Origin of the sequence: Mucilaginibacter pocheonensis, assembly GCF_031456535.1 — a bacterium.
Lineage (GTDB): Bacteria > Bacteroidota > Bacteroidia > Sphingobacteriales > Sphingobacteriaceae > Mucilaginibacter > Mucilaginibacter pocheonensis.
Window position 1 is genome coordinate 1,200,743 of the sequence record NZ_JAVDUU010000001.1, and the last position, 25,182, is coordinate 1,225,924.

Sequence of the window (25,182 nt, forward strand, 5' to 3'; positions counted from 1 at the left end):
TGTTTTTTAATTATTTGTATGTCTAATTTTACACTTAAAATTATAGAAAAATATAATGAAACCGATGATACGGTAACTATAGTTTTTAAACAGCCCGGGTTAAAGAAAATTAAATACCTGGCTGGTCAATATCTTACATTGATATTTAGAATTAATGGCAGAAGATATCTCAGGCCATACTCATTTTCATCAGCTCCGGAGGTTGATCAAACATTAGCAGTTACAGTGAAAAGAATTCCCGGCGGCATTGTATCAAATCATATTATTGATCAGGTAAAAGTTAATGATGTTATTGAGGTATTGGAACCATTGGGTGATTTTACTTTAAAAAGCAATTTGGTTTTACAAAACACCCATATTGTTTTGTGGGGTGCAGGTAGTGGTATTACGCCGTTAATGTCAATAGCAAAGTATGCGTTACATAAATACGATACAAGTCATGTAACGCTTGTATACGGAAATAGGAATTTTGAAAGTGTAATTTTTAATGAAAAAATTAAAGAATTGCAAAGCAGGTATGACAATTTTTCGGGCCTGCATTTCTATACACAAGCTACAATAGGAATGGATAACCCTAATATTATTCAAGGTCGTATTGATCCTGATATGGTTTTATCAATCATGCAGTGCGAGGGTGAGCTTGGTAATACAGTCCATTATATATGCGGACCCACAGGTTTAAAAGAATCGGTTAAAGCGGCCCTTCTAAAACTGGGAATAGATAAAGAAAGGATTTTTTCAGAGGATTTTGAAATAATAAGAAATCCTTTGGATTTTGAAGGCATTACAACCCGTATGGTATCTATTAATCACAATAATAACATTGCTGCAGTTGAAGTGGTTAAAGGTAAGAGCATATTAGAGGCCGGATTGGATGCTATGATTGAATTACCATACGCATGCCAAACAGGAAGCTGTTTGGTTTGCAAAGGCCGTGTTATTAAAGGAGAGCTTAAAACGATTGGTATATCGAAATTGCCCGAAGAATTAGAGAGCAATGAATGCCTTTTATGTTGTAGTTTTCCATTAAATGATGATGTTGAAGTTGCTGTAGATAATTAAAATTAATTAAATGAAGGTTGTAATACTTGCTGGTGGCTTAGGAACCCGTCTCTCAGAGGAAACTGTGCTAAAACCAAAACCGATGGTTGAAATTGGTGGAATGCCTATACTTTGGCATATCATGAAAATTTACTCTGCACATGGTTTCAATGATTTTGTAATATGCTTAGGATATAAAGGTTATGTTGTAAAAGAATATTTTGCAAATTATTTTTTACATAAGTCCGATGTTACTATTGACTTATCTGATAATTCAATAAAAGTGCATGACTCACAGGCTGAGCCATGGAAAATAACCTTGGCTGACACCGGCAATGATTCCATGACTGGTGGGCGTATAAAAAGAATACAGCAGCACGTTAATAATGAAACGTTTATGCTTACTTATGGCGATGGCGTAGGCAGTGTGGATATTACCCAATTATTAAAGTATCATCAAGAGAAAGGAAAGTATTGTACAGTAACATCTGTTCAGCCATCAGGCAGGTTTGGGGCATTAAATTTAAGTGAGGATAATGAGGTAAAATCATTCATGGAAAAACCCAAAGGTGACGGTTCCTGGATAAACGGTGGTTTTTTTGTTTGCGAACCAGCAGTTTTTGATTACATCGATAATGATAGCACTATATGGGAAAGGGAACCCATGGAAAAAATAGCTGCTGATGGCCAAATGGTAGCATTTAACCATGAAGGTTTTTGGAAGCCAATGGACACCTTAAGGGATAAACTGGAACTGGAAAACGACTGGGCTCAAGGTAATGCTAAATGGAAAAACTGGTAAGGTATGAACTCATTTTGGAACTGTTATAAAGGAAAAAAAGTTTTAATTACCGGGCATACCGGATTTAAAGGATCATGGCTGGCTATATGGCTGCAACAATTAGGTGCGGAAGTTTATGGTTATGCATTGGCCCCAAATTCAAATTTGGATAATTTTATAACCTGTGATCTTACAAATAAAATTAATCACTATGAAGGGGATGTTAGGGATGCAAAAAAAATGCAAGCCTATTTTAAATCAGTACAACCCGATATAGCTTTTCATTTAGCTGCCCAACCGCTGGTTTTATTATCATATCAGGATCCGGTCGGCACTTTTGAAACCAATTTGATGGGTACGGTTAACTTTTTTGAGGCGGTAAAGAATACTCCTTCTATTAAAGTTGCAATTAACGTAACTAGTGATAAATGCTATGATAACAAAGAGTGGGTTTGGGGATACCGGGAGAATGATTCGATGGGGGGGAAAGACCCTTATAGTGCATCAAAAGGTTGTTCCGAATTGATAACATCATCCTATTTAAATTCCTTTTTTAAGGATGAGAACACTTGTCTTGTAGCCTCAGGCCGGGCGGGAAATGTAATTGGTGGTGGAGATTGGGCTCAGGATCGTATTTTACCAGATTATTTCAGGTCTGTTAAGGCCAATCAGAAATTAATGATTCGGAATCCTCATGCTACCAGGCCCTGGCAGCATGTTTTAGAACCGCTTAGCGGATATTTAAACCTGGCAGCTGCCTTATGGATAAAAGGCCGATCGTTTACTGGCGGATGGAATTTTGGTCCCGAAGACACGTCTAATTACTCGGTTAAAGAACTGATTGAAAAAATATTGCTGATTGATAGTAACGGTGGTTATACAACCCCTGAGCTTACTGAAAAACCACACGAAGCAGCTTTATTAAAGCTGGATATTTCAAAAGCTGTAAACCAGCTGAACTGGCGGCCAGTACTAAGTTTTGATGAAACGGTAGAATTTACCGTAGCGGGATACAAGGATGATATGAATGGAGGCAATATGTTTTCAAAAAGGACAGAACAAATAACAGATTATACTAATAAAGCTGTATCCAGGGGCGTAGCTTGGGCAACAGGATATGAAAATAAATAACACTTCCCTGCCAGATATATTCGTTCTTGAGTTATTTTCATTTAAAGATAACAGGGGGGAGTTTGTGAAAACCATTCATGATACCACTTTTAAAGAAAATGGCCTCGAATATCAGTTTACAGAAAGCTTTTATTCAGTATCTGAAAAAAATGTAATAAGAGGTATGCATTTTCAAGCACCCCCTCACGACCATGTTAAATTGGTATACGTTGTTACCGGCAGTATTTTAGATGTTGTGGTTGATTTACGACGTGACTCAGCTACTTACGGCCAATCATTTCAAGTTGAATTGAGTGACAAAAATAGAAAAGCAATATATATAGCAAAGGGCTTTGCTCATGGTTTTTTGGCGTTAGAAGACAGATCAATAGTTGAATATCATTGTACAACATCCCAAAACAAGGAAGCCGAAGGTGGTATACTGTACAATTCATTTGATTTTGAATGGCCTGTAAAACAGCCTATATTATCAGTGCGGGATAATGAATTTTTGCCATTAAAGGAATTAAATACACCATTTTAAAAAAGATGAAGATTTGTGTTGTAGGTGCCTCCGGATTAGTTGGATCTCATTGTGTAAAAGTATTTGAAAATGAGCATTGGAGCGTTATAGGTACTCATTTAAACTTTGCTACCGAAAAAACTGTATACTTTGATCCATTGAAAGATTCAACGGGGAATTTTGATATAACGGCTTTTATGCCCGATGTTATAATTCACTGCGGAGCTTTAACCAACGTTGACTATTGCGAAGATAATGAAGCTGAGAGCGAAAAGGTTACCGTAAACTCCGCAAAAAAACTTGCTGAATATTGTATCGCTAACAATGTTAAGCTGGTGTATATCTCAACGGATTATATATTTAATGGTAAAAACGGGCCTTATACCGAAGACGAAGAACCTGATCCGATAAATGTTTATGGAAAGCATAAACTTATGGCAGAGCAAATAACCAAAACAACTAATAATTATTTAATAGCACGTATTACTAACGTTTATGGTGAGGAAATAAGGTCGAAAAATTTTATATCACGTTTAATCTTGATGTTACAAAATACAGAGGAGAAAGAATTAAAATTACCTTTTGATCAGTTTTCTACACCGGTATATGCAGGCGATGTTGCCAGAATGTTATATAAGTTGATTGCGGATAATAAAACAGGTGTATATCATTTGTCTTCTACTGATTATTATACCAGATATCATCTGGCCGAAAGAGTACATTCTTATTTTATTGATAATAATGCAGTTAAGATAAAATCCGTACCTACTAATTATTTGGGCCAACCAGCTCAAAGGCCTTTAAATGGAGGGCTGCTTAATATAAAATTTGTTAGTGAATATAATGATTTCAAACTCTCAAATGTTGACGACTTTGTAAAAAAAATGAAAAATGATGAGCTATAAACATATTGATCCCATATTAGAAAAACAGCTTTTTGAAATAGCAAAAAAAAATACGACTCAAAATATTGTTGCCGGCGAAAATTATATACCTGTGTCAGGTAAAGTGATAACAGCAGATGATTTATTACTCGGGGTTGATTCCGTTTTAGATGGCTGGCTAACAGCCGGACGTTTTTCGAGGCAATTTGAAAAGGATTTGGCTGCTTATTTCGGAAGTTTTCATGCATTAGCGGTAAATTCTGGCTCTTCAGCCAATCTGGTTGCTTTTTATGCCTTAACGTCGCCTAAACTTGGTGAGCGGCAAATAAAGCCGGGCGACGAAATTATTACTGTAGCTGCAGGTTTTCCAACCACTGTTAACCCCTTAATTCAATACGGGTGCTTACCTGTTTTTTTAGATGAGCACATACCAACTTATAATATTGATACAGAAAGGTTAGAAGAAGCCGTTACTCCCAAAACCAAGGCTATTATGATAGCCCATACCCTGGGCAACCCCTTTAATTTGGCGGAGGTGAGCCGGGTAGCAAAGAAATATAACCTTTGGCTAATAGAGGACAACTGCGATGCGTTAGGCGCCGAGTATGGTGGCCAAAAAACCGGAACTTTCGGTGATTTGGCAACGCTGTCTTTTTACCCTGCTCACCACATCACTATGGGTGAAGGCGGAGCTGTTTTAATCAACAACCCGTTATTAAAACCAATTGCTGAAAGTTTTAGAGACTGGGGCAGGGATTGTTATTGTGAACCTGGTAAGGATAATACTTGTGGTTGCCGGTTTTCGCAACAATTAGGTGATTTACCATTTGGATATGATCATAAGTATATTTACTCACATATAGGGTTTAACCTGAAAATTACAGATATGCAAGCCTCGATAGGGCTTTCGCAATTAGGTAAAGCAGATCATTTTATACAGCGCCGTCGTGAAAATTACGCTGCCTTATATTCAAGGATGAAGCAGTTTGAAGATATTTTTATTCTGCCAGAACCTACATCCAATAGTAATCCCTCATGGTTTGGATTTTTATTGACCTTGCGTGACGGTGATGCCAATGACAGACAAATGCTTGTTCAGCATCTGGAAGAAAATAAAATTGGCACTCGCTTATTGTTTGCAGGTAATTTACTACGACAGCCAGCATATGCGAATACCAATTACCGGGTTGTTGGCGACCTAAAGAACACAGATATTATTATGAACCAATCATTTTGGTTAGGTGTATGGCCGGGGCTTAATGAAAGCCATTATGACTATATCGAAAAAGTGATCAAAGATTATTTAAGCTAAGACATAACTTACCCTATGCCAAATGATTTAACCATCGCTATACCTACTTATAATAGGAATGATTATTTGATTAAAATTTTAAATACCATTCCGCATGATAAGAAAGTTATTGTTGGTGACAATGGAGGAGCGGTTACAGAAGATATTATAAGTCAATATCCGGGTTTTTCGTTTTTACGTCCGGATAAGAAGCTCGACATGTTTGAAAACTGGAATTTTTGCATTGATCATGTAAAGACCCAGTGGTTCATTATTCCATCTGATGATGACTTATATTATCCTGACGCATTTAATAAAATAGAAGATGCTTTAGATAATTATCCAGATGCTGATATCATACTGTTTGGTCATCGTGTTATAAATGAGCATGATACGATTTTGTCAACATGGGCACCTGCCAGTGTCAATGTATTTGAAAAACCTAAGGGATATGATTATTTTAAATATGGTGTAGAGGCCAGGTTGCCCAGTATTATTTTTAAAACATCGGTTGCAAAATCATATGGATTATTTGATGAAAGCTATGTATACACAGCTGCAGACAGTTTACTGATTCAAAAGTGCATGTTATACGGCAAGGCAGTTGTTTTACCTCATATAATATCGGGTTACCGGGTTTGGCCTGATAATTTTACCAACAGATATGTTTCGTCAGCTGACTGGCTTGCAAAAATCGATAAGTGGCAGACTGAGATATTACAGCATGCCAAAATAGTATATGAGGAAAATAATCTAACCATACAGCCGGCATACATAAAAGATGAAGTGTATGCGGGCAATCTATTAGCAGGAGTGGCTAATAAAAAGGCAAAATCTGGGTTTAAAGATACCCTTGCATTTGTAAAAAGTGTAAGATTTCCGTGGAAAGCTAAATTAACTACCCAAATGAAAATTATTAAGGCTTTATTAATCGGATGAAAGTTAATTACAATGTAATCAAATCCATATTTGGTTCAACTGCATTTAAGCTATCCTCTGCGGCAATTTCATTTATTACAGTTCCCTTGCTATTAAAAACATTGGGTACAAATAACTATGCTGTTTGGGTTACATTAACAGCTTTGCTATCATGGCTTAATCTCTTTGATTTTGGGTCAGGCTATAGCCTCAAAAATAAAGTGACGGAATCGAGAGCAAGTAACGATAACGAACATGTTGCAGTGCTTATAGCCGGAACAATGCAATTTTATATACTTATGTCGATCCTGTTGATGATTATTTTTATAATCTCTACATTTTTTGTCAATGTATTTCAATCGCATCTGCAATTGGCTTATATCATTTATGTGCCTATTATACTTTCTTTTCCGTTCACATTAGGTCATTTTATCATTCAGGGAATTAAGAAGTTCAATTTATTCAATTCTATATTGTTTAGTCAGAATGCAGTTTGGCTGATTATACTGATGATCTATAAATCAAAAATTTTTGAAGTTGATATTTATAAATTAGCGTTCTTTTACAGTGCACTTTATGTAATTGCTAATTTTATTATTATTAGTATTTCGTTGAAGAACCTGCATTTTAAATTGGATCAAATTTTTAATTTCAGGCACTTTATCGCCTCCAAAAAATCATTATTAACAGGAACTAAATTTTTTGTATTGCAGGTTTCTTCATTATTCTTATATTCTATGGGTAATATACTAACCTATAGTAATCTTTCCCTGAAAAACGTGGCCCAATATGATACCGTTAACAAAGTTTTTTTACTGGGCATGACAATCTTTAATGTTGTTATTTCTGTTTTTTGGACTGAAGTATCGCACGCAAAAGCATTAAAGGATAAGGTGAAACTTAACAAAATATACAAACAGCTGTTGCTGTTGGCATTGGCTTTTAGCATCGGGACTTGCCTTGTTACATTTTTTGTTCCTGTACTGATAAGCCTATGGACTAACAAAGCAATAATGATAAGTAACATAAAGGATGTATACCCATTCGCATTATTGGTTATTATACAATGTTTTTCTTATTGCGGAGCCGTTTTTTTAAACGCTTTTGAAAAGTTAAAGGGACAAATAATTTTATCAATTACTGCTTCTGTATTAATGATCCCTTTATGCCGGCTATTATTTAGTTTGGAAGTAGGTATCGGAACCGTTCCTTTGTCTGCTGCTATTCTTACTTTGCCTACATTGGTATTTGTTATCTATAAATCTAAAGTTTGTATTAACGAAATTAGTTTATGATAGGGTTTATATTACATAAAATTAAGCAACTGCTTTTTTTAAGGCGCTTAAAAAAGGCTAAAAAATACATTTCCGTCGGGAATTCGCATTTTTTGGAAGCTTTTGATTTATTATTGAATAGCCCAGAACCCCATAGGGTTTATGTAAAAGTAGGCGATGACTCTATGCTCAATTGTAACATCATATTTGAGTCAGGATCCGGTGAAGTTATCATAGGCGATAGGTCGTTTATAGGAGCAAGCCAGATTATTTGCAAAAGTAAAATAGAAATTGAAAATGATGTTTTTATAGCCTGGGGCTGTTGTTTATATGACCATGATTCACATGCCATTGATTACAAAGAAAGGCAAAAGGACATTGAGAGGCAATTAAGTGATTTTAGGAATGGAAAGAACTTCATTGAAAGTAAGGACTGGAATGTGGTAAATTCAAAACCGATAAAAATTTGTTCAAATGCCTGGATTGGAATGAACTGTATTTTATTAAAAGGTGTTACAATTGGTGAAGGTGCAATTGTCGGAGCTGGGAGTGTTGTTACCAAAGATGTGGCGCCCTGGACAATTGTTGGTGGTAACCCTGCAAAATTGATTAAACAGATACCAGTTGAATTACGAAAAAGAATAATATGAAAAAAGTTCTTATTACCGGAGCTTATGGTTTTTTAGGAAGATATACTGCAAAGGCATTTAGTGATGCAGGTTATCACGTGAGTGGCATAGGGCACGGAAAATGGCATAAATATGAATACAATTTATGGGGTATTGATGATTGGCACGAATCAACTATAACATTTGAAGCTCTTATTAACCTCAATAAATCATTTGATATTGTTGTTCACTGTGGTGGTAGCGGATCCGTAGCATTCTCCTACCAAAACCCATATGAAGATTTTCAAAAGAGTGTTCAAAGTACTTTAGCCTTGCTAGAATATCTCAGATTGCAAGGCAAGCCTTGCCATTTTATATATCCTTCAAGCCCGGCCGTTCAAGGGGATTTGGGCGATAAACAAATTAGAGAAAATGATCCGTCAAACCCTGTTTCACCGTATGGTTTTCATAAAAAAGCAGCGGAGGAATTATGCTTTTCATATAATAAGAGTTTCGGGTTAAAGATATCTATCATCAGATATTTTTCTATTTATGGCGTTGGTCTTCAAAAGCAATTGTTGTGGGATGCCTGCATGAAAATAAAAACAGCCACCAATGAAATAACTTTATTTGGTACCGGTAAAGAAACTCGTGATTGGTTGTATGTTAAAGATGCTGCACAATTGGTGTTGGCTGTGGCAACAAACGAAAAAAGCAGTATTAATATTATAAATGGGGGCAGCGGCATAAAAACAACCATACATGATACCATAAAACTGTTGGTAAAACTATATGAGAAGAAAATTGACATTAAATTTACCAAGGAAGTAAAGGCCGGCGATCCGCGTTTTTATCATGCAAACATTTCATTAGCTCAACAATTGGGCTGGAAACCCGAGATTGCTTTAGAGGATGGCATTGGTCAATACGTTAACTATTTTAAAAAGCTACAAAATGATTAGAGTTGCGTTTTTGATTAATTTCTCAAAAGAATATAAAGGCGGAATAAATTATATCAAAAATCTTTTGTATACTAATTGCATTACTAAGTTTCCTGATTTGGAATTTTATGTATTTGTTCCATCAAATATTGAACAGGAATATATCGATTTATTTTCACCTTATGCGAAAGTTATATATACAGATATATTTAAAACTTTTACAATACCCTGGTTTTTAAATAAAGCGTTTAACCGTGCGTTTAAATATCAATTGCCGTTATATATGCTTTTTAAAAAGCATAAAATAAATGTTGTTTCACATTCTTTTTTTTGGGGAAATTATCGATCCTTAAAATTAATTAATTGGATTCCTGATTTTCAACGACTCCATTTTCCGGAATTATGGACAAAAGAACAACTGGACAATATCACGAACATTGATAATAATATAGTAAAGTATAGTGATGTAGTAATTTTGAGTAGCTATGATGCGCTAAATGACTACAAAAAATTTGTCCCCGAAAAGTTACGTAAAGCAAGAGTTTTACAATTTGTTTCTCAACCCGGTTCAATTTCTGATGTAAATAAATTGTATCCGCAGGTTAGAAAAAAGTATAATTTGTTAGATGAATTCTTTTATTTGCCGAACCAGTTCTGGTCTCATAAAAATCATATTGTTGTGTTAAAAGCGATTAACCTGATGGTAAAATCCGGATTGAACCCGATATTGGTAACAACAGGCGTAATGAATGATTTTAGAGGTAATAACCAGAATCTGGTTATTATTAAGGATTACATAGAAAAAAATAACCTGACGAAGAATATCCTGCTTTTAGGGCTTATTCCTTATAATGAAGTACTGATATTAATGCGTAAATGTGTAGCCGTTATTAATCCTTCTTTTTTTGAAGGCTGGAGTTCCACTATTGAGGAAGCCAAGAGTATTGGAAAAACGGTCGTTTTGTCAGATATACCTGTGCACCATGAACAAAACCCCAATCACGCATTTTATTTTAATCCTAGAGACGAAAAAGAGCTCGCCCACATTTTGACAAATCTATGGAGCAATCGGGATGTCCTGCTTATTGAGCCAACTGAAAAAATTAAAGAAGAACTTAAGGATGAATTATTGAGAAGAACAAGGGCATTCTCTGAGAATTATTATAAAATCATCAAAAGCTTGATGCAGAATAACTAAGCGTTGTTTTGTTAATGAATAATATCAATTTATGAAGCATGTTAATGGCCCTTTAATTACTGTAATAACAGTTACATATAATGCCGTAAGTTCAATTGAAGCTACCATTCAGTCTGTTATAAATAGGGTTAATAATAATATTCAATTTATAATTATCGACGGAGGTTCAACTGACGGCACCATTGATATAATAAATAAGTATAAAAACCAAATAACTTACTTTGTGAGTGAACCCGATAGTGGGTTATACGATGCTATGAATAAAGGATGGAAGGTAGCCAATGAATTTAGTTATATTTTATATTTGGGTAGTGGCGATAAAATAATAAGTTTTCCGCACAATGATTCTTTTGCAAAAGCAGGCATTATAGCTGGTGTAGTTTCAATAGGCAATAAATTTTTATATGAGCCTAAAATAGATATAAGACTTAAATTAGGCAATACTCTGCATCACCAGGCTCTACTCATAAAAAAGTCCCTTCATCCATTACCGCCATTTGATATCACTTTCAAAATATATGCAGATTTTGATTTTAATCAGCGGTTATTAAAAGCTGGGTATAAAATTATTATCGACGAAAGTTTTAAAGCTTATGCAATGGAAGGTGGCGTTAGCTCAAGTTTTAATGAAACGGAATCACTTGAAATAGTGAAGAAAAATTATGGGTGGTTTTATCATAAATTTGCACAGTTATATTATTTGCTAAGACATGAAATTTAATGAAGGCATACTGGCAATAATAGTTTTATACAGAACTAAACTCAGTGATTCAAAAACCTTTTTGTCGTTAACGGAAGCTTTAAAGTTTAGTGATATGAAGCTTGATTTGTTTGTATACGATAACAGCCCGCAATATAATATTGACAGTTCATTTGAACATGACAATTGGCAAATAACCTTTAAGCCTGATATAAATAATGGTGGTGTTAGTGAGGCATACAATCAAGGGGCTGATCTCGCTGTTGAAAAAGGGAAAAAATGGATTATGCTTTTTGATCAGGATACTACTTTCCCTCAAAATACTATTAATAAATATATAGAAGCAATAACCAATTACCCCGAGGATAAATTGTTTGCACCCATAATGTTAGTAGATAGCCAAAATATTGTTTCTCCATGTCATTTTAGATTTATGCGGGGCTTTTATTTACGTCATATAGACGTAGGACCTAACAGCTTGAACAAACTTTCCATAATCAATAGTGGTATGTGTATAGCAGTGGAGGCTTTTAAAAAGAACATGGGTTATAATGCGCAAATAAAGCTTGATTTTAGCGATCATGACTTTATTAAGAGGTTCAAAAAAACGGTAACCGATAGATTTATTGTTATAACTTTAAAAGTTCATCATGAGTTATCAAGTTCTGGGAAAAATTCAATGAATAGTGACCTTACTAGGTTTGATTACTATCTAAAAGGATCGGAACAGATGTCATCATCTATGTATGAAAAAGTGTTTCTGAAAGCTCATGCAGGTTTACGATCGTTAAAATTATCCCTAATTCACAGAAACCTTTCATTTGTTTTTAAATTTTTAAAATCATGGATGGTTTAATTACTGATCGCTGAGTTCATGGAAGAATTAGTATTTTCATTAAATCTAGTCTCGCTGTTCATTATAGGGGTATGTATATTTACGGCTAATTATTTTCTTTTAAAAAGGTACATCTTTTTTTGGTTTGATCCATTGCTCGTTTATACCATATTTAATAGTTTTTCCATCGCTTTTGTCATCTATCTGTTTTTTGTGGATAAACAGATAAAAGAGTTTTATCTAATAACCTATTTACTCTCCACAATCGGACTTTTAACTGGATTAATCATTGGTTCAGAAATAGCTCTCAGAAGAATTTCTGTTGCTAAAAAAACAATTAATAAGACAGTGCTTAGTAACTACGACCAAGTATTTGAGGTTTTTTTGGTGATATGTCTTTTTATTGTCGTCACTTCAAATTTAATTATGCTCGCTTCTGTAGGTACGTTACCAATTTTATCTGCCGATCCTAGTAAGGCCAAAGTTGAATTGTATACAGGAGGCTGGGGAATTATTAGGCGTATTGATCTGATGTGTGTTAATTTTATATTTTCAATTGCGCTCTTAAAGTTATTTCATCCGTTAAATGAAATTACTAAGAAGAAAAAAATCTTTTGCTGGCTTAGTATCCTCATTGGTACTTTGATACTGTTTACCATGGGATCTAAATCCTCCTTAATTGGTATCTTAAATTCCTTGTTTGGTGTCGCCATGATAAATCTTTACTTCGGTAAGAACATTTTTGAAGGACAACGCAATATGATCAACATCAGTACCATTAAAACATTCGGAAAATATGCGCTCATTATAGGTTTGGCCTACATGTTTTTAATAATTTTAAAGGATGGTGTTGAAACCAACGCGCTCAATGTCTTTATTACCAGGATGGTTGGCTCGGGTGATACATTCTACTTTTTTTATGTTTATGATCTTTATGACAATTTTAAATTAAATCCGATTGATTATATTGTTCATGTCGTAAACCCCATTCTTGGATTTTTTCGCATAGTGCCATATGAATATCCTGTAGGAGCCTATATACTATTATATGCCTTGGGAGTACCCTTAGGTTCATTTGGCCCTAATGCACAACACCCTATAGAAGGATTGTTGTACTTTGGGAAAACTGGAACTTTTTTTTATTCTCTGGCCATTGGTGTTTTAATTGCTCGCATGCGTATATCATTGCTTAACAGGGCCCTTGATAATCCTAACTTTTTACAATTGATTATATACATATCGATTGCTTCAATAGCGGTAAACCCAGCTATTGAAGTGGATTTTTTTCTCTTGTTATTTTATGATATTTTCATGTTTGGTACCATTATATTTCTGATCTCCCTGACGTTAGTTAACTATGTAAAGAAAACCAGAAATCTTCCAACCGCATAATAAAAAAGAATGTCGGTTTATTTGACCTATGTTAAACAATAAAGCCGATTTAAGTTAATTCCATCTACTGGAAACTAAAAAAAATAAAAATTGAAAACAAGATGTTCAGTTTGTATGGCAACATACAATGGCGAAAAATACATAAAGCAACAAATAGAAAGCATATTAGCGCAATTATCTGATGACGATGAGGTAATCATTAGTGATGATTCATCAACTGATAATACAATTGGAATAATAAAATCGTTTAATGATAAGCGCTTAAAAGTTTTTGTAAATACGCACGCAAAAGGACCGGTAGGTAACTTTGCCACTGCCCTGGCAAATGCCAGTTTTGATTTTATCTTCCTTGCTGACCAGGACGACTTATGGTTGGAAGGAAAAGTAAAAAGACACATGGAGTTGATGCAGCAATTTGAACTGGTTGTTTCTGATGCAATTGTGGTTACAGAAGACGGAACTATTTTATTTGAGTCGTTTTTTAAAGCAAGGAATTCAGGTAAAGGTTTTTTTAAAAACTTAAAGAAAAATTCTTACTTAGGTTGCTGTATGTCATTCAGACGAAGCTTGCTGAACAAAGCTTTTCCTTTTCCAAAAAAACTTTACATGCATGATTGGTGGCTGGGGCTGGTAGCCGAAATAGAAGGAAACATTTGCTTTTGTGAAGAAAAGTTTCTGCATTATATAAGGCACACTAATAATGCCACGCAAACACTTCAAACAAAGTTGCCGTTATCAAAGATGATTGCTAACCGTTGGGGATTTATTAAGGCCCTTATCATTCTGAAAATCAAAGGTCAATTTTAGTTATAATGTCATTCAACAAAAGTTTCTTGTTAATATCCACTAATTATTTCCCTGAACCAACTGCAACAGGTAAATATAATGGCGAACTGATTGATTGGCTCATAAAAAAAGGGCATGATTGTACAGTTATCACAACTTATCCGCATTATCCCTTCTGGAAAATTCAGCCGCCTTATAAAGGCAGGTTCTTTAAAAAAGAGATTTTTTCATCAGCTGACAATGGCAAATTAACGGTTTACAGATGCCCTTGTTATATACCTTCTGTACCATCAGGTGCAAACAGGCTTTTGATGGAATCTACCTTTTTATTTTCTTCAATTTTTATTATTGCCCGTTTGTTATTTAAAATGAAGTTAGATTATGTTTTAGCCATTGCTCCTCCTTTTCACATGGCTTTACCGGCACTTTTATACAGGTTTTTTAAAAAAGCAGTTGTCATATTCCATATACAAGATTTGCAGGTTGACGCTGCTCAGGGCTTGGGAATGTTAAAAAATAAGTCCCTTTTCAATGTTTTGTATAAAATTGAGAGGGTGTTTTTGAAGAAGTCAAACTTCGTAAGCAGTATTTCCGATGGAATGATCCGTAAGATCAAGTTCAAAATCGATAGGGATGTGATCTTATTTCCCAATTGGGTTGATACAAATCAGTTACATTATATTGCAGATAAAACCTTATTGAAAAATAAGTGGGGATACTCTACCAATCAATTCATTTGTCTTTATTCGGGTGGGATAGGTGAAAAACAGGGTTTGGATACCATCATAAATGCAGCAAACCTTCTTAAGGGCAATAATAAGTTCAAATTCGTTATATGCGGCTCGGGGCAATATAAATCTGTTCTGCAACAAATGGCCAAAGAGTATAACCTTCAAAATGTTGACTTTTTGCCGTTACAGGATAAAGTTGTTTTTAACGAGTTTTTGAACATGGCCGATCTGCATTTGATAATTCAAAAGTCACAGGCAGGTGATTTAGCTCTTCCATCAAAATTAACAAGTATACTGGCTGTTGGTGGTATCACTCTGGTAACAGCAAACCCCCAAACTACGCTGTATGACCTTATAACTAAAAACGATGTCGGATTTATATGTAAACCAGAAGATCCCCAGTCGCTCGTGGACACATTGCTTAATATATATGATGACAATATTGAAGGGAAAAGACTAAATGCCATCAGTTATGCAAAAAAATATATTCATATAGATAACGTTATTAATGATTTTCTTTTAACGATAGAAAAACCATAAATGTTCTTTTGTGTTAAAACTATAAAGAAGGTAATTCTTGGTGTTATCGGGCTATTGATTCTGAGTGAATATCATTTAATTACAAAGAAATTATGAGATATGTTCCTGGCCTCCAACTGATCATGGCTGGCAACAATAAATGGAGTATAAAAATAACATGTAATGAAATTTTTACATGGAGGATAATAAAAATAATTTATTTGTAGCGTTTCTTAGGTTTTAAACGTATGGGTGATAAAATATAAATTTTTTAACAAACCGTATTATAACGTTATAAGATTTATATTTGCAAAATATAATATATGGCAATACGTTACTCAAAATTCCTTCCGGCTATTACCTTTATAAGCGATTTAATAGTATTAAATATATCCCTGCAATGTGCTCATTCATTGGCTTTTAAGTACTATTCGCCGGAAATACACTCCGTTAATTTTATATTATTAGTTAATTTGGTATGGGTTTCCATTACTACATTAACTAAAAATTACGTTATTCAAAGGCCGTTGGTGCTGAGCGATAATATCAACAGATTTTTATCGTCTCTGCTTTACCACTTATTAGTGGTTTTGGGAGTAATATACTTCTTCAAGTTGTATGAAATTAGCCGGTGGGAATTATTTTTTACCTATAATGTATTCTTCTTTTTAACCATCATACACCGGTCGGTTGTTTTTTTTACCCTTGATTACATCAGGAAAAAAGGCTATAACAAAAGACACGTGCTTGTTATCGGCGACGAAGATATTGCAAACCGCCTTATCAGTTCATTTGCCAGGCACCCGGAGTACGGGTATTATTTTACAGATTTTATTTCCGAAGAAATGATAAAGGATTACCCTGAATCAGTTCTGATGGAAAAACTAATAAGTGGAAACCCCGACGAGATATTTGTATGCTATAAATACTTGCATCCTGCACTATTGCAAAAACTGGTTGATTTTGGCGACCAGAATGCTATCAAGATCAAATTGGTATCTGATCTGGTATTAAATAATAGTTACGCAAGCATAGTTAATTATGCAAACCTGCCGGTTATTCAGCTATCATCAGACCCAGGTCTTAGCCTTAAAGTTAAATTCTTTAAAAGAAGCTTTGATATTGTATTTTCAATATCCGTAATGACGGTTGGCTTTCCGGTATTTGTTTTATTGATACTGGTTACAAGGCTAACATCTAAAGGCCCCGCTTTTTATAAACAAGTGCGCATCGGGAAAAATCATAAGCCTTTTACCATATATAAGTTCAGAAGCATGTATGTAAATGCCGAAGCCGCAGGGCCGCAGTTATCAAGTGAATCAGACCCGCGCATAACCGCATGGGGCAGGGTTTTAAGACGGTCACGGCTGGATGAATTACCACAGTTTTGGAATGTTTTAAAAGGCGAAATGTCTGTAGTTGGTCCGCGCCCCGAGCGGCAGTATTTCATTGAACAGCTTATTGAAAAATCTCCAAGCTATAAAAAGTTATTGCGCATTAAACCGGGTCTTACTTCAATAGGCCAGGTAGCCTACGGTTATGCAGAAAACTTGGACCAAATGCAAAATCGCCTTCGTTATGATTTGATCTATCTCAACAATATTAATTTCAATAGCGATATGGGGATAATCTTAAAAACCATCCGGGTAATGGTGCAGTTAAAAGGTAAGTAACCTTTTCCTGCCCTCTGCTTTTCTTCAGTTTAATTTAACGGAATAGGTAAATAACTGATAAAACACGCTCAGGTATAGCGCGATCGGATGATTTCTTGTAAACTTGCATTATTGCTGTGTAACGAATGCAGCAATTGATCGTCATAGCTTAATATGCAGCGTTACCAACTCCAGACAGCAACAGATCATCAGTTATTGGAATTGATCGGCAAAGACGACAGGGAGGCATTTACAGAACTATATAATCGTTACTGGGACAAATTATTTACCGTAGCGATGCACCGCCTGGCCGATGAACACGAAGCCGAGGAGGTAGTGCAGGAAGTATTTTTAAGCCTTTGGCAGCGCCGCCATACATTAAAACTTACCCATACTATAAATACCTATTTATCGGTAGCTGTCAAATACAGGATCATTAACCACCTGGACAAGCAATATCGTAAAAAAGAACATATCAATAGCCTGGCTGTTAGTTTACCACAGGGCGAAGACAGTACCAGCAGTTGGTTGTCTGAGAAGGAACTAAGGGCTCAGCTTGAAAAAAGCATCAACCAACTACCTCCGAAATGCAGGATAGTTTTTCTGCTAAGCCGCGACGAACAAAAAACCAACGCGGAGATTGCCGCCGAACTGAACATAGCCGAGAAAACGGTTGAAGCACACATGACCAGGGCACTGGGCGCCCTTCGTCAAAATCTTAACTTATCTGTTCCGCTGCTGCTTTATCTTCTCCATAAATAATTTTTTTTCATTTTTTACTAAGGGTAAAGCCGGGGATAGCTGACTATAGCCATAGAAACACCAAGAGTGAATATGGACAACAGTAGTTTTAACCCGCAGGAACTGGCGCATAAATGGCTGGCAGGCACACTCACACCCGAAGAAAGATCGCGGTTTGAGCAATGGTATGCTGATTTTAATGATGAAGAGCTGCTGCTGTCTGACAGTAAATATACTACTGCCGATCAGATCAGAGCTACCATGCACAACCGGCTCACCGAACAAATGGGTAAGCCGGAAGTACCGAAGATGAAAATATATACTCTGTGGCCAAGGGTAGCCGCTGCAGCGGCTATTGTATTCGCCGTTGGTATGGCGGTGCTTTACCGGGTGCCCATACTCAACCTGATCAACCCGGTGAGGCAGGTACAGTTAACAAGCAAGCCCGGCCAGTACAGGCAGATCTACCTGGCCGATGGTACCCATGTTTGGCTCAGCCCGGCAACTACCATCAGTTATCCCGAAAAATTCAGAGGTAAACAACGTGAGGTAACCATTACAGGCGAAGCGTATTTTGAGGTGGAGCATGATGCCGCGCATCCTTTCGTTATTCAATCTGGGGCTGTAAAAACAGTAGTGCTGGGCACCAGTTTTGATATACAGGCATACCCGCGGTCTGCTTCAATAGAAGTAACAGTTGTAAACGGGAAAGTAGGTGTATCAGCAACCGGTAAAACACCCGAACTGATAACTGCCGATCAGAGAACGATATATCACAAGGCCACCGCCACACTTATCAAAGAAAATTATCCTGCAGCTTCAAAATTTCTTAACCAGCGCAAGGGCATCTTTGATTTTAAAGGCACATCGCTGCAGCAAGTGGCCCATGAGCTGGAAACTCAATACGGTGTACAGATAAGTTTAGCACCGGGCTTAACCAACAAAGCTTTTTATGGCCGCCTGCAAACCACCACCCCAATTAACCGTACGCTTAATAAGTTGTGCGCGGTTATGGAAACCCGCTGGGAAAAACAAGGCAGCGCTTATATCCTGCATCCTTAAAAATAATTCATTTATTCATCCCCATTATTTTATTACAAACAACTATGAAATTTTAGCCTTTGCCCTACACATCTATGAAAAAGCCCGGTCCGGGGAAACGGAACGGGCATGTATTTAATTTAACGTTTTAACCCGCCTTTGCCTTCCAAAACTAACGGCCGGTTATTATTAAACCCCTTAAAGTTATGAAAAAAAACGAACCGATAAGGTTCTTTAACCTGATTTACCCTTTAATGAAGCTGCACCAGTTTTTAAGAATATTTTTTTGCATCTCGGCGCTGGCCGTTACGGGCAGTTTGTCTGCCTTTGCACAATCTTCACTTGATAAAACAGTTACTATCAGCCTAAGCAATGTGCCGCTTAAACAGGCGCTTGACAAGCTTACTGCTGTTACCGGCGTCCGATTTACTTATAACGAAGCGGTGGCCGCCAGCAATATCAAACTAACTATAAATGCTCAGGCACAAAGTCTGAAAACGGTTTTAGATGTTGCCCTGACCAATTACCCCTACAGTTATTCGGAACTGGATCAGGACATATTGATCCGTTATGACGCGACGAAGCTAAAAAAGCCCGCGGCCGCACCGGCGGCAAAACCGGCAGCAGGAAAACACACCATAAGCGGAACCATTACATCAAAACAGTCTGGTGAAACCATGATAGGCGCTACGGTACGTGTGGCCGAAGGCAACCAGGGAACTGCAACAAATGGTTATGGTTTTTACTCACTCACTTTGCCCGCAGGCGACCATCAGCTCATCATCAGCGCGATAGGGCAAAAAACGGCCGTTATCCCCATTAGCCTTACAGGCGATAAAAAGCTGAACATTGCACTGGAGGATAACGCCCAGGAATTGCAAACCGTAGTTATAACTGCCAAACAAAAAGGCGCGCGCGACTTAAAAAGCCCGCAAATGGGGGTTGAGCAACTTAGCATCAGGGAAATTAACAATGTGCCGGTATTGCTTGGCGAGCATGATGTGATCAAAACTATACAATTGCTGCCCGGTATCAAATCTGCTGGCGAAGGCAGCGGCGGCTTTTATGTACGCGGCGGCGGGGCCGACCAAAACTTGCTCATGCTTGATGAAGCTACGGTTTACAACGCGTCGCACCTGCTTGGTTTCTTTTCTACCTTTAACTCAGATGCTATTAAAAATGTAAGCGTTTATAAGGGCGATATGCCGGCGCAGTATGGCGGCAGGTTATCGTCGGTAATAGATGTTAAAATGAATGATGGCAACAACCAGAAGTTTGGCGTAAGCGGCGGCATAGGCCTTATAGCTGCCAGGCTGAATGTGGAGGGACCTATACAAAAAGGTAAATCGTCGTTCCTGATATCGGCACGGCGCACTTATGCCGATGTGTTCCTGAAATTAGCAAAAGATACAACCATTAACCGGAGCAAACTATATTTTTATGATTTTAATGCCAAGGCAAATTATGTTTTAGGCGATAAAGACCGCGTTTATCTTTCGGGCTATTTTGGGAAAGATGTACTCTTGGCTGCCAATGTTAGTGGGATCAACTGGGGCAATACCACGGGCACCCTGCGCTGGAACCATATTTTTAATAACAGGTTTTTCTCAAACACCTCGCTTATTTACAGCAATTACGACTACGAAATAAAAATAAAACAGGATGTAAACAATTACAACATCACCTCGCGCATCAGGGACTGGAACCTAAAGGAGGATATGCAGTATGAAGCAGGCGACAACCATGCACTGAGTTTTGGTTTTAACAGTGTTTACCATACCATTAAGCCCGGCGAGATCACGGCTACCGGTAACTCAGGCGTCATATCGCAAAAGCTCGAAACCCGTTATTCCTGGGACAACGCAGCTTATGTAAGCGATACCTGGAAAGCTACCGACCGGTTCAGCTTAACATATGGGGTCCGGGTGTCTGCCTTTAGCATAATGGGTGAGGGTAATTACTATAACATTGATGCCGATGGTAATATAACCGGTTCTACACACTATAACTCCGGGCAGGTTGTTAAAACATACGTTAATCCCGAGCCCCGGGTGGCTGCAGCTTTCCAGCTTAATGATATTAGCTCGGTTAAGGCGTCGTATGCGCGTAACGCGCAAAACCTGCACCTCATCAGCAATTCAACACCGGGGTCGCCAACTGATAAATGGGTGGCCAGTACCAACATTATCAAGCCGGAGCTTGCCGACCAGTATTCTATTGGCTATTACCGCGACCTGAGCGAGCATAAGTATGAACTGACTGTTGAAACCTATTATAAAAGGCTTCAAAACCAGGTTGACTACCGTAACGGAGCCAATATTTTTACAAATCAGCCAATTGAAACCCAGTTGCTGTATGGAAAGGGCAGGGCTTATGGAGCTGAGTTTTATATCAAGAAAAAAGCGGGGCGCTTAACCGGGTGGATAAGCTACACGCTTTCAAAATCAGAACGCCTGATTGATGGCATAAACGACGGCCAATGGTACAATGCCCGGCAGGACAGGACACATGACCTGGCTGTAGTTGGCATTTACAAACTCAATGAAAAGTGGACGTTGTCAGCCAACTTTGTTTTTTACACCGGCGATGCGGTTACTTACCCCAACGGCAAATACCAGATAGACGGAGCCAATTATTACTATTATACAGATCGTAACGGATCAAGGCTGCCAGCCTATCACCGGCTTGACCTGGGTGCGACCAAACAGCTAAAGAAAACAAAAAAATATAGTTCGGAACTTAGCTTTAGCCTTTACAATGCTTACGGTAACAGGAATGCTTACCGCATATTTTTCAGGGACAACAAAACAGACCCGAACAGAACCGAAGCGGTACGTACCACTTTATTTACCTATGTACCTTCTATAACTTACAACTTTAAATTTTAATGACTATGAACACTATACGTTTTTTTGCTTTTTTACTATTGCTGGGCCTGTTTTGTTCCTGCGAAAAGGCGATAGACCTGAAACTGGAGGATAGCGCACCCAAGTATGTGATTGAAGGTACGGTATCAAATGAGGCCGGCGGAGCCAAAGTGTTGATCAGCCAGTCAAAAAAATTCACCGACGACAATACTTTTACCGGGGTAAGCGGCGCGCAGGTTAGTATTGAGGGCGATGGCGCCGTTTATGCTCTTGATGCTGCCGGTAACGGTGTTTATCAAAACAACACGTTTGCCGGTATCCCGGGGCACACGTATCATTTAACGGTTAAGCTAAATGATAAAACCTTTACTTCGCTAAGTACTATGCCGCAGCCCGTAAGCCTCGATAGCATTTATGTAATTACAGATGAATTTAATACCAATAAAGACGGCAGCAAGCAGCGTTTGGCTATCGTAAAATATAATGACCCGGCCGCAGTTAAAAACTACTACAGGTTTATACAATACATTGATAACAAAAAGGAAAAAACCTTATTTGTAAGTGAGGATGAGTTTACCAACGGTCAAACGGTAAACAGCCGCCTTAACTATAATAATGACAATGATGACCCGGCCCGCGAGATCAGGACGGGTAAACAATTACTGATTGAGATGCAATGTATTGATGCCGCCGTGTACAAGTACTTTTTTAGTTTAACCGCGGGCGCCCTGGGCGATGGAAATAACGCGGCCCCATCAAATCCCATGAGCAATATTTCGGGCGATGCACTGGGTTATTTTAGTGCTTATACCATAACCCGTAAAACCATAACAGTACCGGCCAATTAAATGTTAAAAAACACCTGACTTTATTCAATAATGATGCGAAAGACTCCTTTTTTAAGGAGTTTTTTGCGTTAAAAATGCCTGGAATACCACCTTGTCGCCGCGCTTCAGCTCAACATTTCTTACAGACCCCGTTCCCTGAAAATAATAGCCGAGGCCAACAATACTTATTTTTGCATCCGGCATAACCGACTCATAGGCCAGCTTGTCATTAACATAATACTGTATTTTATTGGCCGTGCTGCAGCACCTAACCCTGATCCAATCAGATAACCCGGTGCCAAAGCCAGACAAGTCCGTTTTTTTACCCGATATCATGTGTTGTCCATCAAGCAGGTTGAGTTCAGATACACAGCCGTTGGCAGATAAGGGGATAACTACAGGCACCTTGTTGGTTATAAGGCCAACTTCCATAAACCGGCAGGTGGCAGCCCCTTCGTAATAGCCGCTTTTTACCTCAACGCTAAATGAAAAATCTTTAAGCGGCACAGGTTCAAAGTTGCCCACATTATAAAACTCAACTACAGGTGGCTGAGGCTCAAGCTCTATGTTTTTTTTCAGGATAGTTGATACCGGGAGGTTTATTATATCCCTGGTAATAAATTCGTTATTATTAAGGTAAACCGGAACCGGTTTGTGCGCTATTAGGCCAAGCCAGCCATTGGTTGCTATTAGCAGGGGGCGCTCTTTTACTATTTGATTATTGACCACCAGTTTGGCATGGTATGAACCCGGCCGGTAATAAACTGAAGTATGCTGATGTTGGTTCTTGTCAACAAGTGTGCGGGTTTGCGGATCCCAGGATTGCTGTATAAAAACAGAATCGCTGGGAGCGGCCTTGGCGTCATAACTAAAAATCACTGAGTTAGGAATATCGCGGGTAACCGGTTTAAAGCTGAAGGTATAGGCGTTGGAAGCAACCGGGGCTGGTTCTTTCCTGATATACATGGCGATAAGGGTGGTGGCAGCAACAGTAATAATGATCAATGCTGCCTTTAATCCCCAGCTGTTTTTTTGTTTTGGAGGCGGTGGGCCAATGTTAGTTTTTTCGTTTGCGGATATGGCCGTGGGTTTTTGTTGCCTTGTAAATGACCGCCAGTTTTCAAATCCGGCAAAGCAGGCCAGGGTATCCAGCGTAGTGCCGCTTGGTAAGTGATGATATTCTACCCGTCCCCACAACCTCCTGAGGGTACTGGCGCTTAGTGAAACTTTTGTTTTTTCAAAAATGAGCAGATTCAGCTTTTCAAAATCTTTGCTTTGCCATGTTGTAGCATCTCCCCAGTCAAGTTGCTGTTCAATAATATCTAATAATTGTTTTATAGCTGGAGTATCCATATTATGACCAGATGAGTTTTAAGATACCGTATACTGCAAGACGCATCAACATACGGTTTCGTGACATCAGAAAAAATATCTTTGACATTAATTAACTTGCTTATTTTCAAAAAGATATAATTTGAAAAAACTTGAATAATAAATGAATTGCAGCTTTGGGCCTGCAATTTTAAGTTTGTTACCGACTGATCACTTATCGAGATAAAAATAAATCAATTTACCTTATCGGCAAATAATGAAAAAGCTATTTCTTTTACTCCTGATAGTCCAGTCGGGATTAAGTATTAAACTCACCGCGCAAACAAACTTTTGGAACAGTACCGCTGCCTGTCTGGGGCAAAAACCTCCGGGAGATAAACCTGAGGTATTTGCTCAAAGCCTGTTATCAAAGGCCGATACCTTTGCATTTGACCGGGTTGCTTTCTCTGCAGATGGAAAAGAATTTTATTATCCTACCAATACTACCTGGTTTAATAACAAAACATTAGAGATCAGATACTTTAAACACGACGGGAAAAAATGGAACGGCCCATTTTTGTTGAACGAAAAATATAGCGCGCCTACTTTTTCAATGGATGGTAACACCATGTATTTTTTAGGCGGTAAACGCGATAGCCTGCATTCGCAAGTATGGCAATCACAGCGAAAGGGCGGAGGTTGGTCCGAACCATCTTTATATCTCAGCAAAACCTATGGGCTTTATGATTTTATGCCCACCAAAAGCGGCGTTTGTTATGTAGGAAGTAATGCGCACCAGGGAAGCCTGCGCGACTTTAGTACCTACGATATTTGTGAGTTACGCATGTCGGCAACCGATACCACTATTACAAGCCTGGGCAAGCCCATAAATACTCCCGGCTTTGACGGCGATTTTTATGTTGCGCCCGATGAGTCATACATTATAGTAAGTGCCAAAGAGACCAAAGATTTTGAGTGCGAGCTGTATATCACTTTTCATAAACCCGATAGAACCTGGACAACACCGGTAAGCCTGGGGCCAAACATTAACGACGGTGTGGCCCACCGCTGGGGCGAATATGTTACACCAGACGGTAAATACCTGTTTTACTCAAAAGGCACCAGTCCGAAAGATTGCCATATTTATTGGGTACGGTTTGATAAACTGCTGGCAAAGCTGAAACAAGAAAACTTAACGACAAGTAATTGAA

General features: G+C 37.8%; 23 protein-coding genes. 22 read left to right on the forward strand and 1 reads right to left on the reverse strand.

The genetic code is table 11. The features are described from left to right. Window positions 1-18: 18 nt before the first annotated feature. From J2W55_RS04915 to J2W55_RS05015, 21 genes are all read left to right on the forward strand, one after another. Window positions 19-1,062 carry an FAD-binding oxidoreductase gene (locus J2W55_RS04915; RefSeq protein WP_310092600.1) on the forward strand — a complete coding sequence of 348 codons (1,044 nt, stop codon included), beginning with the start codon at window positions 19-21 and terminating at the stop codon, window positions 1,060-1,062. A 10-nt stretch (window positions 1,063-1,072) separates the two neighbouring features. Further along, on the forward strand, window positions 1,073-1,843 hold the full coding sequence (gene rfbF / locus J2W55_RS04920; RefSeq protein WP_310092603.1) for a glucose-1-phosphate cytidylyltransferase: 771 nt from the start codon (window positions 1,073-1,075) through the stop codon (window positions 1,841-1,843). A gap of 3 nt (window positions 1,844-1,846) precedes the next feature. After that, window positions 1,847-2,953: a CDP-glucose 4,6-dehydratase gene (gene rfbG, locus J2W55_RS04925; protein ID WP_310092605.1), complete on the forward strand. Its 1,107-nt coding sequence runs from the start codon at window positions 1,847-1,849 to the stop codon at window positions 2,951-2,953. Further along, window positions 2,940-3,476 carry a dTDP-4-dehydrorhamnose 3,5-epimerase gene (gene rfbC, locus J2W55_RS04930; RefSeq protein ID WP_310092607.1) on the forward strand — a complete coding sequence of 179 codons (537 nt, stop codon included), beginning with the start codon at window positions 2,940-2,942 and terminating at the stop codon, window positions 3,474-3,476. Before rfbG ends, rfbC begins: the two co-directional genes overlap by 14 nt. Window positions 3,477-3,481: 5 nt before the next feature. Continuing rightward, on the forward strand, window positions 3,482-4,360 hold the full coding sequence (locus J2W55_RS04935) for an SDR family oxidoreductase (RefSeq protein WP_310092609.1): 879 nt from the start codon (window positions 3,482-3,484) through the stop codon (window positions 4,358-4,360). Further along, complete coding sequence (gene rfbH / locus J2W55_RS04940) at window positions 4,347-5,651, forward strand: lipopolysaccharide biosynthesis protein RfbH (protein WP_310092611.1); 1,305 nt, start codon at window positions 4,347-4,349, stop codon at window positions 5,649-5,651. Before J2W55_RS04935 ends, rfbH begins: the two co-directional genes overlap by 14 nt. Before the next feature lie 15 nt (window positions 5,652-5,666). Continuing rightward, window positions 5,667-6,569, forward strand: a complete 903-nt coding sequence (locus J2W55_RS04945; RefSeq protein WP_310092614.1) for a glycosyltransferase family 2 protein — start codon at window positions 5,667-5,669, stop codon at window positions 6,567-6,569. Beyond that, entirely contained in the window at window positions 6,566-7,843 is a 1,278-nt protein-coding gene (locus J2W55_RS04950) for a lipopolysaccharide biosynthesis protein (protein WP_310092616.1), read from the forward strand. Before J2W55_RS04945 ends, J2W55_RS04950 begins: the two co-directional genes overlap by 4 nt. Then, window positions 7,840-8,472 (forward strand): acyltransferase, encoded by a 633-nt coding sequence (locus J2W55_RS04955; protein WP_310092618.1) that lies wholly within the window; start codon window positions 7,840-7,842, stop codon window positions 8,470-8,472. Before J2W55_RS04950 ends, J2W55_RS04955 begins: the two co-directional genes overlap by 4 nt. Then, window positions 8,469-9,392 carry an NAD-dependent epimerase/dehydratase family protein gene (locus J2W55_RS04960; RefSeq protein WP_310092620.1) on the forward strand — a complete coding sequence of 308 codons (924 nt, stop codon included), beginning with the start codon at window positions 8,469-8,471 and terminating at the stop codon, window positions 9,390-9,392. Before J2W55_RS04955 ends, J2W55_RS04960 begins: the two co-directional genes overlap by 4 nt. After that, on the forward strand, window positions 9,385-10,569 hold the full coding sequence (locus J2W55_RS04965) for a glycosyltransferase (protein WP_310092622.1): 1,185 nt from the start codon (window positions 9,385-9,387) through the stop codon (window positions 10,567-10,569). The genes J2W55_RS04960 and J2W55_RS04965 overlap by 8 nt, the downstream gene beginning before the upstream one ends. Before the next feature lie 31 nt (window positions 10,570-10,600). Further along, entirely contained in the window at window positions 10,601-11,290 is a 690-nt protein-coding gene (locus tag J2W55_RS04970; RefSeq protein WP_310092627.1) for a glycosyltransferase, read from the forward strand. Next, entirely contained in the window at window positions 11,280-12,125 is an 846-nt protein-coding gene (locus J2W55_RS04975) for a glycosyltransferase (RefSeq protein WP_310092630.1), read from the forward strand. The genes J2W55_RS04970 and J2W55_RS04975 overlap by 11 nt, the downstream gene beginning before the upstream one ends. Window positions 12,126-12,143: 18 nt before the next feature. Beyond that, window positions 12,144-13,496 carry a hypothetical protein gene (locus J2W55_RS04980; protein WP_310092633.1) on the forward strand — a complete coding sequence of 451 codons (1,353 nt, stop codon included), beginning with the start codon at window positions 12,144-12,146 and terminating at the stop codon, window positions 13,494-13,496. Window positions 13,497-13,610: 114 nt separating this feature from the next. Then, window positions 13,611-14,303 carry a glycosyltransferase family 2 protein gene (locus tag J2W55_RS04985; RefSeq protein WP_510184526.1) on the forward strand — a complete coding sequence of 231 codons (693 nt, stop codon included), beginning with the start codon at window positions 13,611-13,613 and terminating at the stop codon, window positions 14,301-14,303. 5 nt (window positions 14,304-14,308) lie between these two features. Beyond that, window positions 14,309-15,553 (forward strand): WcaI family glycosyltransferase, encoded by a 1,245-nt coding sequence (locus J2W55_RS04990; RefSeq protein ID WP_310092640.1) that lies wholly within the window; start codon window positions 14,309-14,311, stop codon window positions 15,551-15,553. 302 nt (window positions 15,554-15,855) lie between these two features. After that, the gene (locus tag J2W55_RS04995) at window positions 15,856-17,205 is read left to right on the forward strand and encodes a sugar transferase (RefSeq protein WP_310092644.1); all 1,350 of its coding nucleotides are present in this window, start codon (window positions 15,856-15,858) and stop codon (window positions 17,203-17,205) included. Between the two features lie 153 nt (window positions 17,206-17,358). Beyond that, entirely contained in the window at window positions 17,359-17,946 is a 588-nt protein-coding gene (locus tag J2W55_RS05000; RefSeq protein WP_310092647.1) for an RNA polymerase sigma-70 factor, read from the forward strand. Window positions 17,947-18,018: 72 nt separating this feature from the next. Next, window positions 18,019-18,987: a FecR family protein gene (locus J2W55_RS05005; protein ID WP_310092649.1), complete on the forward strand. Its 969-nt coding sequence runs from the start codon at window positions 18,019-18,021 to the stop codon at window positions 18,985-18,987. Between the two features lie 185 nt (window positions 18,988-19,172). After that, window positions 19,173-21,854, forward strand: coding sequence for a TonB-dependent receptor (locus J2W55_RS05010; RefSeq protein WP_310092651.1), 2,682 nt, complete (start codon window positions 19,173-19,175; stop codon window positions 21,852-21,854). 5 nt (window positions 21,855-21,859) lie between these two features. After that, window positions 21,860-22,681: a DUF4249 domain-containing protein gene (locus J2W55_RS05015; protein WP_310092654.1), complete on the forward strand. Its 822-nt coding sequence runs from the start codon at window positions 21,860-21,862 to the stop codon at window positions 22,679-22,681. Window positions 22,682-22,732: 51 nt separating this feature from the next. On the opposite strand, the gene J2W55_RS05020 is transcribed toward J2W55_RS05015, so the two are convergent. Continuing rightward, window positions 22,733-24,013, reverse strand: a complete 1,281-nt coding sequence (locus J2W55_RS05020) for a hypothetical protein (RefSeq protein WP_310092656.1) — start codon at window positions 24,011-24,013, stop codon at window positions 22,733-22,735. A gap of 235 nt (window positions 24,014-24,248) precedes the next feature. Here J2W55_RS05020 and J2W55_RS05025 point away from each other — a divergent pair, with 235 nt between their 5' ends. Then, window positions 24,249-25,181, forward strand: coding sequence for a hypothetical protein (locus J2W55_RS05025; RefSeq protein WP_310092658.1), 933 nt, complete (start codon window positions 24,249-24,251; stop codon window positions 25,179-25,181). Window position 25,182 lies beyond the last annotated feature (1 nt).